Origin of the sequence: Bacteroides salyersiae WAL 10018 = DSM 18765 = JCM 12988 (assembly GCF_000381365.1) — a bacterium.
Taxonomy (GTDB): Bacteria; Bacteroidota; Bacteroidia; order Bacteroidales; family Bacteroidaceae; genus Bacteroides; species Bacteroides salyersiae.
The window spans coordinates 450,002-464,573 of record NZ_KB905466.1; the positions used below are offsets into that span (position 1 = coordinate 450,002).

Genomic DNA, 14,572 nt, shown 5'->3' on the forward strand with positions numbered 1-14,572 from the left:
TAAAGAGGTTTTAATTAAAACGATGCACAACCATGAAAAAGATACTTCTTGCATTCGACTCATTTAAGGGTTCAGTTGGGTCTCTCGACATTGCCAAAGCAGCAGAGAAAGCTATTTTAAAAGTATATCCTCACTGCAACATAGCCACGTTTCCGATTGCAGACGGAGGCGAAGGAACGACAGAAGCCATCTGTACGGGATTAAATGTCGACAGAATATCATGCCTCGTACACGATCCGTTGATGAACCCGATTGAAATAACCTACGGAATTACCCGAGACGGAACAACGGCCATACTTGAAATGGCCGCCGCCAGTGGTCTACCGTTAGTCCCGGATCTACTACGAAACCCGATGAACACTTCTACCTATGGCACGGGAGAAATCGTTCTGGATGCACTGAACAGAGGTTGCCGGCAGTTCATCATGGGGCTTGGAGGGAGTGCGACGAATGATGCCGGGATAGGTATGCTGGCTGCTTTAGGCGTTCGTTTTCTTGATAAATCGGGAAACAGGCTGGATCCACAGGGAAGCAACCTGATGCACATAGCTTCCATTGACGATTCACATCTCCACCCGGCTTTGCAAGAATCTTCTTTTATTATTGCCTGTGATGTAAACAATCCGTTTTACGGTCCGCAAGGAGCCGCTTTTGTATATGCTCCGCAAAAAGGAGCCTCCGATGAAGAAGTAATAGCACTGGACAAAGGTTTACAACATTATGCTGCTGTAATCGAGGAACAGAAAGGTATAAACATCGCTTCCATCCCCGGTGCCGGAGCAGCCGGTGGTATGGGAGGCGGTTTGTTGCCTTTCCTCCGGGTTACCCTAAAACCGGGCATCGACACCATACTGGAAATACTGCATTTTCACGAATCGCTGCAAGATGCCGATTTAGTATTCACGGGAGAAGGAAAACTCGATGCCCAGACAGCTATGGGAAAAGCACTGGGTGGAATACTGAGAATAGCTCACGAACAGCATGTTCCCGTAATAGCATTGGGAGGAGGAGTAGAAGCTACCACCCAACTGAATGAAATGGGATTTACCGCCGTACTGTCCATTCAACCGGCTCCTGTTTCCTTAGACCAGGCCATGCAAAAAGAATTCACCCTGAATAATATAGAGCGAACCGTCACCCAGCTCCTCCGTATCATACAGCATTTCACCCCGAATTCCTAAATCCCCCGAATCCAAGCATAAATCATAAATCACAAATCATAAATCAAATCCTCTTCTATGACTGCCATCGGTGCTTTATTCGGATTATTAATATCCGTCTTTTTAATTATAAAGAAAATATCTCCTACCTACAGCCTGATTGCCGGTGCTATTGTAGGCGGATTATTGGGTGGACTGTCACTGGCAGATACCGTAAGCGTGATGACGGACGGTGTCAAGGACGTAACTCCGGCCATTATTCGCATTCTTACGGCAGGTGTGCTATCGGGCATACTAATCAAAACAGGAGCAGCAACTACTATTTCCAATGCCATCATCAACACACTCGGTGAGAAGCGTGTATTTGCCGCTTTGGCTCTGGCCACTATGTTGCTGTGTACAGTCGGCGTCTTTATCGACGTAGCGGTTATCACCGTAGCCCCCATCGCCTTATCCATCGGAAAACGTCTGGGACTGTCGCCATCCGTGCTGCTGATAGCCATGATCGGCGGTGGAAAATGTGGTAATATAGTATCTCCCAACCCGAATACCATCATTGCCGCCGAAAACTTTAAAGCCGATCTCTCATCGGTCATGTTTTATAATGTTCTGCCGGCAGTTATAGGACTACTTTTTACGATTTTCGTCATCATGCGTCTTATCCCTAAAAGATTGACAAACAACGGAACCAAACAAGAAGAAGAAGTTGCAGACGACAAACAATTGCCGTCTCTTGCCAGCAGTCTGGTAGCCCCCATTATCACAATCATCCTACTCGCCCTGCGGCCTGTGGCAGGAATCACCGTCGACCCTCTCATCGCATTGCCCATCGGCGGCATCTGCGGCATTCTCTGCATGAAACAATGGAAAAACATCTTGCCGAGTATGGAGTACGGTCTTCAAAAGATGTCCACCGTAGCCGTACTGCTGATCGGAACAGGAACAATTGCGGGCATCATCAAGAACTCCACCCTTAAAGACTGGATACTGCATCTTCTGGAACAAGCGCATTTCAACGAAATAATGATAGCCCCGGTATCGGGCGCGTTAATGTCCGCCGCTACGGCATCCACTACCGCTGGTGCTACGCTTGCTTCGGCTTCCTTTGCCGATGCCATCCTTGCCGTAGGCATATCAACCGCCTGGGGAGCTGCCATGATAAATTCCAGCGCTACCGTTTTGGACCACCTGCCCCACGGCTCTTTTTTCCATGCCACCGGAGGCGTTTGCGAACTGACGTTTAAAGAGCGGTTAAAACTCATCCCCTACGAAACCCTCATAGGAGCCGTATTAGCCACCTCCACCACCCTTCTATGTCTCATCTGGTAGTTTCCGTTTCACATAATTCATAATTCATAAATCATAATCCATAAATCATGAATCCCCCTATATCCACCCACCAACGTCTTCTCTCTCTCGATGTTTTGCGAGGTATCACTGTTGCCGGCATGATACTTGTCAACAATGCCGGTGCATGTGGATATGGCTATGCCCCACTACGGCATGCAAAATGGGACGGCTTTACTCCTGCCGATCTCGTCTTCCCGATGTTCATGTTCCTAATGGGAATTTCCACGTATATCTCCCTCCGGAAATACAATTTCCAATGGCAACTTACAATCGGAAAAATAATAAAACGTGCTTTTCTTTTAATTCTGATAGGCATTGCGATGAAATGGCTCATCCATTCCTTCGAAACGGGAATCTGGAACGACTGGGAGCACATGCGCATCTTAGGAGTGATGCAACGGCTCGGCATCTGTTACGGGATCACTGCCGTCATGGCATTATTCATCCCACACAAACGTTTTCTTCCGATAGCCCTGCTCTTGCTAATAGGCTATTTTATCCTTCAACTGGCAGGAAACGGACTCGAGAAAAGTCCCGATAACATCATGGCCATAGTCGATTCCACCGTTTTAGGAACCAGCCACATGTACTTGCAAGGCCGGCAATTCGTTGAGCCCGAAGGAATTCTGAGTACCATTCCTGCCGTAGCCCAAGTAATGATCGGTTTTGTATGCGGTCACATGCTTATCAACCGGAAAAACAACCAGGAGAGGATGCAGCAACTCTTCTTTATGGGCACTCTCCTGCTCTTTGCCGGATTCCTGCTCAGCTATGCCTGTCCGCTGAATAAACGCCTGTGGTCACCGAGTTTCGTGCTGGTTACTTGCGGAATAGCTGCTTTGGCATTGGCTGTACTAATTGAAGTAATCGACGTCCGAAAAAAGAAAGAATGGTGTACTTTCTTCAAAGTCTTCGGGGTTAATCCATTGCTGCTATATGTAGCAGCCGAGATATTCGGTGACCTGTTCCGCACATGGCATATCAATACTTTCCTGTTCGATACCTGCCTGCAACCTCTATTCGGCAATTATTTCGGTTCGTTCATGTATGCCGCCCTTTTCCTGTCCCTCATTTGGCTGGTGGGATATATTCTGTTTAAGAAACAAATTTACATAAAACTCTAATTAAAAATGATGAAAAGAAACATTTGTCTGGTTATCGTAACCCTATTCCTCTCCCTCGCGGCGGGAGCGAAAGAGAAAGACGTAGTTGTCATGCAATCGATGGTGAAACGTCTCATTCCGGCATACGCCGAAAACTTTCAGTTCAGAAAGATGAAACCGATAGACGGGAAAGACTGTTTCCGCCTGGACGCTTCCGATCCCCGGAAAATCATAATCAGTGGCAACAATGCCAACTCGATGGCTATGGGACTGAATCACTACTTGCGATATTATTGCCTGACCACTATCTCCTGGTATGCTGACATTCCGGTAGAAATGCCTGAAACACTTCCGGCTGTCGAGAAACCCATTCAAATAGAAGCGAAAGTAGACCGGCGTTTCTTCCTGAATTATTGTACATATGGCTACACCATGCCTTTCTGGCAATGGAAAGATTGGGAACGCCTCATCGACTGGATGGCGCTAAACGGCATCAACATGCCCCTGGCCATTACCGGACAGGAAGCCGTGTGGTACAAAGTATGGAAGAAAATAGGACTGACGGATGAAGAAATACGCTCTTACTTTACCGGACCGACCTATCTTCCCTGGCACCGGATGGCCAATATAGATGGATGGAACGGCCCTCTACCCATGCACTGGCTGGATAGCCAAGTGGAATTACAAAAGAAAATTCTGACCCGCGAACGCGAATTGAACATGAAACCGGTACTTCCCGCCTTCGCCGGACATGTGCCCGGTGCACTGAAGCGTATCTTCCCCGAAGCGAATATTCAAAATCTCGGAAAATGGGCAGGTTTTGCCGAAGAGTATCGCTGTCATTTCTTGAATCCGGAAGAAGCCTTATTTGCTACTATCCAAAAACAGTACATCAAGGAACAAACCCGTCTCTTCGGGACAGATCATATTTATGGCGTAGACCCTTTCAATGAGGTAGATCCTCCAAGCTGGGAACCGAAATACCTCAGTAAAGTATCCGCGGACATGTATCACACCCTGACTGCTGCCGACCCGAAAGCCGAATGGATGCAAATGACCTGGATGTTCTACTTCGACCGTAAAGACTGGACCGCACCGCGCGTGAAAGCAATGTTGACAGGAGTGCCGCAAGGCAAAATGGTACTTTTAGATTATCACTGCGAGAACGTGGAATTATGGAAAACCACCGAACACTTCCACGGCCAACCTTACATTTGGTGTTATCTTGGTAACTTTGGCGGAAACACCACGCTCACCGGAAACGTAAAAGAAAGCGGTGCCCGTCTGGACAACACCCTGATAAACGGCGGAAGCAATTTTAAAGGTATCGGCTCCACGTTGGAAGGATTGGATGTGATGCAGTTCCCCTACGAATATATCTTCGAAAAAGCCTGGACACTGAATACGGACGATCGCAGTTGGCTGAATGCTCTTGCCGACCGTCATACCGGAGTTACCTCCGAACCGGTTCGCGAAGCTTGGGATATCCTGTTCAATCAAGTGTATGTACAAGTTCCCAGAACCCTGGCCATACTACCCAACCTTCGTCCCGTAATGAATAAGCCCAACAACCGTACTTCCATCAACTATCCGAATACCGCTCTGCTTCAGGCATGGCAAAAGCTGTTGCAAGCTCCCGATTGCAATCGCGATGCACTCCGGCTGGATATCATCACTGTAGGACGCCAACTACTTGGAAATTATTTCTTGACGGTAAAAGATGACTTCGACCGCATGTATGAAGCCAAAGACCTGCCGGCATTAAAGGCAAGAGCGGCAGAAATGCGCGAAATACTAAACGACCTGGAACGTTTGAATGCCTTCCATAGCCGTTGCTCGCTCGACAAGTGGATTTCCGATGCCCGCAAATACGGCAATACCCCGGAATTGAAAAACTATTATGAGAAGAATGCCCGCAATCTGATTACCACCTGGGGAGGCCGTCTAAATGATTATGCCAGTCGTACTTGGGCAGGACTTATCAAGGACTACTATTCCAAACGTTGGGACATGTATCTGGACGCGGTCGTTGCAGCAGTTGAAAATAATCGGGAATTCGATCAGGAAAAGCTGGACGGAGAATTCAGACTGTTCGAAGATTCATGGGTGAGTTCCACCCGCCCTGTTGAAGTAACTCCGGAAGGCGACCTGCTTATTTACGCCCGTTTTTTATTAAATAAGTATGAACGAAAAATAAACTAATCATCAGGGTAACGACAAAAGACAATGCAACTTGCAGTGAAATGTGATGCAACTTGCAATTTTGAAAACAGTATTTAAGTCCCTAAAGACGCAGTATCCTCTGTATGAAAGGGTATAACTTCTTTCCGAAAAAGATGTGGCAGAATAGAAAAAACTGCCACATCTTTTTCATAAATCCCGACTATCTGCAACATCAGAAGAAATATTCATCTGTTACAGACATAAAACATGTCAGGACTTAAACTCTTTCACAGCCCTTTCCAATCTTTCCAAACTCAATTCTCCGGATTGTCTCCACAATTGTTCACCTTTTCTCATCAAGATGAATGTAGGCGTACTTTCAATCGTATAAAATTCGGCAAGAGCATTTTCCTGATCCACGTCCACCTCCACGACTTCAAGAATACCTTCCATCATTTTCTTAAACTCTTTCACCACCGGATGCATACGCTTACAGTGAGGACACCAAGTTGCATAAAATTCCGCCATGACCCAATCGCCATGACTCAGTTTTTCCTCATTTCTATTTTCACGGGCTATTTTCTTTTCTTCCATTTCGATAAATACTTTAAATTGATTAACTGCTGTTCCAACAACGCAAAAAGGGAGAATGTTTACGATACAGACAAGAATAAAGATAGATTAATACATCGGGCAACCAAGCCCTTCAAAAGTATCGATCCATTCTCAATATTGACAAAAAACGATCCGCTTATGTCAAGGTATGCCACTTGAACGTTTCTTCATCATACTACTTAACTTCAATTATATCATTTTATTCAAATATTCTCCTGCTTTTTTTTGCCCATCGCTAATTTATACATATTTTTGTTCAAAATTTAAACCAAGCAACAAACAAAATCATAAAAAAGAAATGAGGAGCATTTTAAAAGCAATCATCATCACCCTCTGCTTATTAGTAAAAACCTACTTGTCATACAGCGAGAACACTGGTACCAACATCAATCATATTCTCGTTCTTAATGCTTACAGCAGTTCTAATCCCTGGAGCAATAGTTTCATCACTCCAATTGTAAACATGGCATCACAAAACAAACAAATCGGAGTGTATGTAGAAAACTTAAACATGCTGACATTACAAGACGCTGAAGCAAGAAAAAATCTGAAAAAGGATATACTTTCAGAAGTATATTCCTACTCTCCCAAAGTTATTGTACTTATAGGAAATGCAAGCTTCATCCTACACGATGAATTGAACCGGCGCTGGCCCGACATCCCTATGATATTGTGCGGTGAACGGGATTACACAGGGCCTATCGACTCGATCATTCAAGGGCATCCCCTCACAGAAGAAGAACGTATTCCTATAAATAGCCTGCAAGACAAATATAACCTGACAATGATGCAGGCCAATATTTATATGGAAGAGAATCTTCAGCTTATGAAACAACTGATCCCGCAAATGGATAAAGTTATATACATCGGTGATGAAACATATATCTGCCAACAAAACGATTACGATCTTTCCAAACTCATCCGTGAGAAGTATCCGGAAATGGGATACGAGTTCATTTCTGCCAAAAACACTTCGACCGACAGCCTGTTTTCCATCTTGAACCAGCAAGACCTGCAAACTACCGGCATTCTATTTTCCTCTTGGCTCCGTGCCAAGGACTACAATGGCAATACCGTACTGATAAGTAATTCGCATCGGATCATCGCCACTTCATCCATGCCTTTATTTTCATTCAGAACGGTAGGGGTCGATGAAGAAGGCGGAATCGTAGGCGGCTACATATATGATGAAGAAAAATACGTCGACCGGCTTTTAAACACGATTAAAGAAATTCTCAATGGAAAACAGGCACGTGATATCCCTTTTTACTATGCCACAGATGCTGCGCCAAGGTTCAATTACCAATCATTAATCCAACACAATCTCAGTCCCGAGCGTTGTCCTGAAAACACCGTTTTCTATAATGCCCCTCCTACTTTCTGGGAACAATACGAATATATAATCATCGGAAGTATCTGTTTTATTATCGTTCTTTTGCTATCTTTCCAGTATCACCGCCTGCACGTACTCGAAAAGATGAAACGATTACAACAAAAAGAACTGGAAACCACTACAAGATACTATAGCCTTATCAATAACATGCCCATTCTTTATATGTCGGAAGAACTGATAAAAAATAAAGAAGGCCGTATCATCGATACCAAATACACCGATGTAAACAAACACTTTGAAAACAGATTCTTCAAACGAAATGAAATCATAGGAAAGTCGGGCAGCGAAATGTTCCCGGAATCAATGCCACAATTCCTGTATTTCATGAATATAGCCTTACAGGAAAAACGTTCCATCACTTTCTCTTACTATTACAAAGAAATAGATACATTTTATGATATCGTAGTAAACGCTACCAGCGACGGACGCTTTATGGATGTATTCTGCCTGAACAGCACAGAATTACATCATGCACAAAAACAGTTACGCTCTATCAACCATAAGCTTTCGATGGCTCTCGACATAGCCAACATTGTGCCCTGGAAATGGAATCTGCAAACTCACACCATACTTTGTGACATAAACAAACCTGTCGAATTAAGTGATAATAATAAAATAAATGAAGAACAAATGGCTGTGCCCGATAATCAATATTTTGCCAAGATATACAAAGAAGATCTTCCTAAAGTAAAAGAGGCCTATGCCGATCTGATTGCCGGACGTATACAGACTGTTAAAGAAGAATACCGTGTTGTGAACCGTGTCAATGGTTGCAAGCACATCGATTGGGTAGAAGCCCGCGCTGCCGTAGAAAGTTATGATGAAAAAGGAAAACCGCTAACACTGGTAGGTTCTTCATTGGTTATCACTGAACGAAAAAAGATGGAGACAGATTTAGTTTCTGCCAAAAACCGTGCAGAAGAATCCAACCGTCTGAAATCTGCTTTCCTTGCTAATATGAGCCATGAGATTCGTACCCCTCTTAATGCCATCGTCGGATTCTCCGGAATTCTGGCCTCTACTGAAGCGGAAGAAGAGAAACAAGAATATGTCAGCATTATCGACAACAACAATACTTTATTGTTACAACTTATCAGTGACATCCTCGATCTTTCTAAAATTGAAGCCGGTACGATGGAATTCATAGACACTGATTTCGAACTGAACAAAGTCATGACAGAGCTGGAAAGTTCTCTTCGTCTGAAACTGTCTCCGGACAAAGAGGTCACGCTTTCGTTTGAGCCCCAATTACCGGAACTTTATATTCACGCCGAACGTAACCGCATTTCACAAATAATTATTAATCTGGCTACTAATGCCATTAAGTTTACCAATAAAGGCAGCATACGTTTCGGCTACGAAAAGCGTGACAATGGCACTCTTTATTTTTACGTCACCGATACCGGATGTGGCATTCCGGCCGAAAAACAAAAAGATATATTCGAACGTTTCGTTAAGCTAAACAATTTTGCACAAGGTACAGGTTTAGGTCTTTCTATCTGTCAAACCCTCGTCGAACATATGGGAGGGGAAATCGGTTTGAAATCCCAGATAAACGAAGGTTCTACTTTTTGGTTTACCCTACCTTATGTTCCTGCAACTAATCAGCATCATGAAGAAGAGACAAAGTCAGAACCGATAAAAATAAAAAAACAAAAAATCACGATTCTGGTTGCAGAAGATCATGAAAGCAATTATCATCTGATAGAGTCCATTCTCAAAAAAGACTACACTTTGGTGCATGCCTGGAATGGAAAGGAAGCGGTTGCTCTATTCAAAGAATATGCTCCACAACTCATTCTGATGGATATCAACATGCCTGTTATGGATGGATACGAAGCGACTAAAGAGATACGCAAATATTCGACTCAGGTTCCAATCATAGCTGTCACCGCTTTCGCCTATGCTTCTGACGAACAAAAAGTCATGGAAAACGGCTTTGATGCCTATATGGCAAAACCGATAAATGCCGACCAATTGAAAACACAAATAACTTCCATGCTAAGGCAACATATTATTTTCATGTAACAAGTTACTTTTGAAAAAGCATATTTAGCAATGTTTAGAACCTGTTTAAATTTTCCTCTTAAAAATTTTTATCAGTTTATTTTGAGCAAAATTTAAACAGACTTAAAAACACTTGATATATTGTTCCGGTTTGATCAGGCCATTTCATTTTAGAAGCTTCCCCTAAGGGACAATTTTGTTCATCGGGGTACATTATCCACATAGAATTTACCCCCTTCACCGGCTTCACCTTTTTTAATCAAATCCCCTATTTATCGGTGATGCAGGGTGAAGGCACGCCTTGTTTTTCCGGCAACCGTGCCCACCGTCTGTATGATCGGTGCTCACTGCCCGTATGCCTGAGGCTTACGCCCCGTATGCCCGGTTCTTGGAAGGTATTTACACAGAGAGCGGAAAGTGGCAACGGCCCTTCACCCTGTACTGCCGATGAATAGGGTATTTGATTAAAAAAGGTGAAGCCGGTGAAAGGGGGAAAAAACATACAGAAGAGTCAACATTCTAAAGAATAAAACATTCACCGGAAAAAAGATGCTACATCTTTTTTGGAAACCTGCACATCTTTCCGTTAAAACCTGTTACATCTTTTTGGGAAAGTTGCTACGTCTTTTTCTTGAAGATGCTACAACTTATCACAAAAAGAAATAGTCCCATAAATCATTGATTTACAGGACTATTTAGAAAACATTTCTATTATTTCAGCGGAGAGACAGGCTCTCGAACTTATACTTTCACAAAATATCATAAAACTGCAAACAACTGATAATCAAGTGTAAATTACAATATAGAGTAAAACTAAATGTTTCTAAATGTCTTTTGCTATCTCAATAATTGGGTGTATATTTGGGTGTAGAATTTCAAACGCACCCAATTATGAATATCAAACGCAACATCATTTTTGCATTGGAGAGCCGGAAAAAGAACGGTGTGCCAATCGTAGAGAACGTACCCATCCGTATGCGTGTCATCTTTGCCAGCCAACGCATCGAGTTTACAACGGGCTACCGGATTGACGTAGCCAAATGGGATGCAGACAAGCAGCGGGTAAAGAACGGATGTACCAACAAGCTAAAGCAAAGTGCAGCCGAAATCAATACGGACTTGCTGAAATACTATGCCGAAATCCAGAATATTTTCAAAGAATTTGAGGTACAGGAGGTCATGCCAACGACCCAACAGTTGAAGGAAGCTTTCAACATGAGAATGAAAGACACCAGCGAAGAACAGCCGGAAGAAGCCCCTGTCAGCTTTTGGGAGGTGTTCGATGAGTTTGTAAAAGAGTGCGGTAACCAGAATAACTGGACGGCATCCACCTATGAAAAATTTGCAGCAGTGAGGAACCACCTCAAAGAGTTCAAGGAGGATGCAACGTTTAACTATTTCGACGAGTTTGGATTGAACGAATACGTCAACTTCCTACGTGATACCAAGGATATGAGAAACAGCACCATCGGCAAGCAAATGGGATTCCTCAAATGGTTCCTGCGCTGGAGCTTCAAGAAAGGACATCATCAGAACATTGCATACGATACATTCAAACCGAAACTGAAAACCACCTCGAAAAAAGTAATCTTCCTGACTTGGGATGAACTGAACAAGCTGAAAGACTACCAGATACCGCATGACAAACAGTATTTGGAACGTGTCAGGGATGTTTTCTTGTTCTGCTGTTTTACGAGTTTACGATATTCGGATGTTCGCAATCTGAAAAGAAGCGATGTGAAATCCGACCACATCGAAATTACCACAGTCAAGACAGCGGACAGCCTGATAATCGAACTGAACAACCACAGCAAAGCCATTCTTGAAAAATACAAGGATGTTCATTTCGAGAATCACATGGCATTGCCCGTCATCAGCAATCAGAAGATGAATGATTATCTGAAAGAACTGGGTGAGCTGGCGGAAATCAACGAGCCTGTACGGGAAACCTACTACAAGGGGAATGAACGTATAGATGAAGTCACACCCAAGTACGCTTTGTTAAGCACCCATGCCGGAAGAAGGACATTCATCTGCAATGCGCTGGCTCTTGGAATCCCGGCACAGGTGGTCATGAAATGGACGGGCCACAGCGACTACAAGGCTATGAAACCCTACATTGACATAGCGGATGATATTAAGGCAAACGCCATGAACAAATTTAATCAACTATAAAAGTATCAAACAGTTTCATAGATAGTTACCAATGACTATATTTGTAGAAATTATCATCACAATATGAGCAACAAGGAATCCAACATAGAAAAAACGAATTTTGATGCATTCATTCAAGCGGTCGGTTCGGAAATAGAACAGGCACAAGTAAGGCTGATTGTTGCAGCCAATGCACAAATGCTGTTCCATTACTGGAAGGTAGGCAATTACATCCTTTATCACCAGCAGCTGCACGGATGGGGAAGCAAAATCATCAAGCAGTTGGCAAAGGCTATCCGACTGCATTACCCTGAAAAGAAAGGCTATTCGGAACGCAACCTTACCTATATGTGTCAGTTTGCAAAGGCATATCCTTTAAGAGCGTTGCAAAGTTTCATAGAAACGGATGCAAGACTGTCTGTCCCAACCATACAGAGTGTGACCAATGAAGTATTGAAACTGAATGACAAACAATTTACGCAGGAACTTACTGCGCAAATACAATCTATTGATTGTCAATCGTTAGCAATTACGCAGGAGGTTCCTGCGCAATTTGAAGATGTGGGAAAAACCGTTTCTGCCATTTACAGGATGGGAATCAGGGAAATAGAAGAAATTTTCTTGACCTCTCCTATAGCCAAAATAAACTGGACAAGCCAAATGACTATACTTGACAGTTCGCTACCTTTAGGTCTAAGCTACTGGTACATGAAGCAGTCTGTGGAAATGGGATGGAGCAGCAATGTATTGAAAATGCAAATTGACAGTGATTTGTATAGCCGACAAATCAGCAACAACAAGGTAAACAATTTCACGACCACACTTCCGGCTCCACAAAGCGACCTTGCCAATTACCTGCTCAAAGACCCGTACATCTTTGATTTGGCAGGAGCCAAAGAAAAAGCAGACGAAAGGGATATTGAAGAACAGCTGGTGAAACACGTTACCCGCTACCTGTTGGAAATGGGCAACGGTTTTGCCTTCGTTGCCCGGCAGAAGCACTTCCAAGTAGGAAACAGCGATTTCTTTGCCGACCTGATTCTATATTCCATTCCGTTGCACGCATATATTGTCATAGAATTGAAAGCCACTCCTTTCAAGCCGGAATATGCCGGACAACTCAACTTTTACATCAATGTGGTGGATGATAAACTGAGGGGAGAGAATGACAACAAGACTATCGGGTTGTTGCTATGCAAGGGAAAAGACGAAGTTGTGGCACAATACGCATTGACAGGCTACGACCAGCCCATCGGCATCAGCGATTATCAATTGAGCAAAGTGATTCCCGAGAAACTGAAATCAGCGTTGCCCAGCGTGGAAGAAGTGGAAGAAGAACTGGCTTCTTTCCTTGACAAAGACAATAACACTCAAAAATAGTTGCGTCCATGAAAGATGTAATTACAACGCTGATTCCCCGATACGGAGAATTGAACAGAATATACAAAGACTGGTCTGATAATAAAGGTTTCTCTTTTGAAAAGCAGAAATTCATTACCAAGTTCTATCTGGACTACAATGATGTAACGGTTCTTGAAACAGCCATTCTTGAACTGGTATTTCATCTTCCACAGGAGCAATACACACTGATTCTGAACAGCCTGAAAAAGGAAGTATGCGAAAACATAAGTTATTACAAGAAAGGATGTATGCCGGATGAACAGACCGTTTACAATATCTGCTTCCGAGTTTCAGAAATCTATAAAGAAGCCATAGAAGAACAGCAATACAAGACGACCAAGCTCCATGCTCCGCTAAACGAAGCATACCACCGATACGATTCCATAGGTTATCGGGAACACACCGCAGAGGATGAAAAGCGTGCGGAAATGGAATATGAACGGTTCAAGGCTGAATACGAGGAGGAAAAAAACAAGCTGACCGAACTCTACGATCTGCAAAAACAGACCAGAGAGAAAGCCCTGCAATATGCAGAAAGCCGTTTCAATGAAATCTATCGGCTGGGCTGCCACCTCAAAGAGACATTGGCGAAATATGTATTTGATGAAACAAACGAGCCGGAAGAGCCAGCCAAACAAGAACCAAACGCCCCCAACATACAGGAAGAAGTGCTGGGAACGAAACAGACTGAGTATTTCAATATGGAACTGCTTTCGCTCATTCATGTAACCTGCGTGGGAGAACAGTTCGAGAATATTTCCGAACATAATTTCTATACCTGCATGAACCTGCTACCAAGCGACACCAAACCCCAAATCAGACCGAGAGAAAAAATACGTACCTGCTATCTGATATTCCTGATGAGCGAAAAACTGCCCAAACAGGACAGGGAGAATTGGAAGAGGAATATCCTGAAAATATTGGATATTGAGGAAAGCTACTACAAGTCAAAGTACAAAGAGCCTGTTTCCGATTTCCCCAGTGACAGCAACCGGAAATTTGCCAAAGAAATGGACGGTATATTCCGATAATCTGTGATATGCCCTGACATTTTACAAAACAACCACTTTTACCACTCAAATTAAATTTTTGAGTGGTATTTTTATTATCTGATATTCAGATAAATAACAAGATATTCCATTTGTATCAACCACATCCTTACCACTTACAACCCTACCTAATTTTGCATCGTTCGAGAACAGAGATAACAGCCAGTGCGCAGGGCT

Annotated in this window: 9 protein-coding genes; 8 read left to right on the forward strand and 1 reads right to left on the reverse strand. The window is 43.4% G+C overall.

Going from position 1 to position 14,572, the window contains the following annotated elements; all coding sequences use genetic code 11:
• The first annotated feature begins 32 nt into the window (after positions 1–32).
• From HMPREF1532_RS01755 to HMPREF1532_RS01770, 4 genes are read left to right on the forward strand one after another with little or no spacing between them, the layout of a single operon-like run.
• Positions 33–1,181: a glycerate kinase family protein gene (locus HMPREF1532_RS01755; RefSeq protein ID WP_005923994.1), complete on the forward strand. Its 1,149-nt coding sequence runs from the start codon at positions 33–35 to the stop codon at positions 1,179–1,181.
• A gap of 57 nt (positions 1,182–1,238) precedes the next feature.
• Positions 1,239–2,489: a GntP family permease gene (locus HMPREF1532_RS01760; protein WP_005923997.1), complete on the forward strand. Its 1,251-nt coding sequence runs from the start codon at positions 1,239–1,241 to the stop codon at positions 2,487–2,489.
• 47 nt (positions 2,490–2,536) lie between these two features.
• Positions 2,537–3,634 (forward strand): acyltransferase family protein, encoded by a 1,098-nt coding sequence (locus tag HMPREF1532_RS01765; RefSeq protein ID WP_005924001.1) that lies wholly within the window; start codon positions 2,537–2,539, stop codon positions 3,632–3,634.
• A 6-nt stretch (positions 3,635–3,640) separates the two neighbouring features.
• Positions 3,641–5,815 (forward strand): alpha-N-acetylglucosaminidase, encoded by a 2,175-nt coding sequence (locus tag HMPREF1532_RS01770; protein ID WP_005924004.1) that lies wholly within the window; start codon positions 3,641–3,643, stop codon positions 5,813–5,815.
• Between the two features lie 231 nt (positions 5,816–6,046).
• Here the strand turns inward: HMPREF1532_RS01770 and HMPREF1532_RS01775 are convergent, their stop codons facing one another.
• Positions 6,047–6,370: a thioredoxin family protein gene (locus HMPREF1532_RS01775; RefSeq protein WP_005924007.1), complete on the reverse strand. Its 324-nt coding sequence runs from the start codon at positions 6,368–6,370 to the stop codon at positions 6,047–6,049.
• 319 nt (positions 6,371–6,689) lie between these two features.
• Between HMPREF1532_RS01775 and HMPREF1532_RS01780 the strand changes: the two genes are divergently transcribed.
• The 4 genes from HMPREF1532_RS01780 (at position 6,690) to HMPREF1532_RS01795 (ending at position 14,377) form a co-directional block, all read left to right on the forward strand.
• Positions 6,690–9,812: a response regulator gene (locus tag HMPREF1532_RS01780; protein ID WP_005924010.1), complete on the forward strand. Its 3,123-nt coding sequence runs from the start codon at positions 6,690–6,692 to the stop codon at positions 9,810–9,812.
• A gap of 870 nt (positions 9,813–10,682) precedes the next feature.
• Positions 10,683–11,966 (forward strand): site-specific integrase, encoded by a 1,284-nt coding sequence (locus HMPREF1532_RS01785; protein WP_044097404.1) that lies wholly within the window; start codon positions 10,683–10,685, stop codon positions 11,964–11,966.
• Between the two features lie 63 nt (positions 11,967–12,029).
• Complete coding sequence (locus HMPREF1532_RS01790) at positions 12,030–13,325, forward strand: PDDEXK nuclease domain-containing protein (RefSeq protein WP_005924016.1); 1,296 nt, start codon at positions 12,030–12,032, stop codon at positions 13,323–13,325.
• An 8-nt stretch (positions 13,326–13,333) separates the two neighbouring features.
• The gene (locus HMPREF1532_RS01795) at positions 13,334–14,377 is read left to right on the forward strand and encodes a hypothetical protein (RefSeq protein ID WP_005924019.1); all 1,044 of its coding nucleotides are present in this window, start codon (positions 13,334–13,336) and stop codon (positions 14,375–14,377) included.
• Positions 14,378–14,572: the final 195 nt, after the last annotated feature.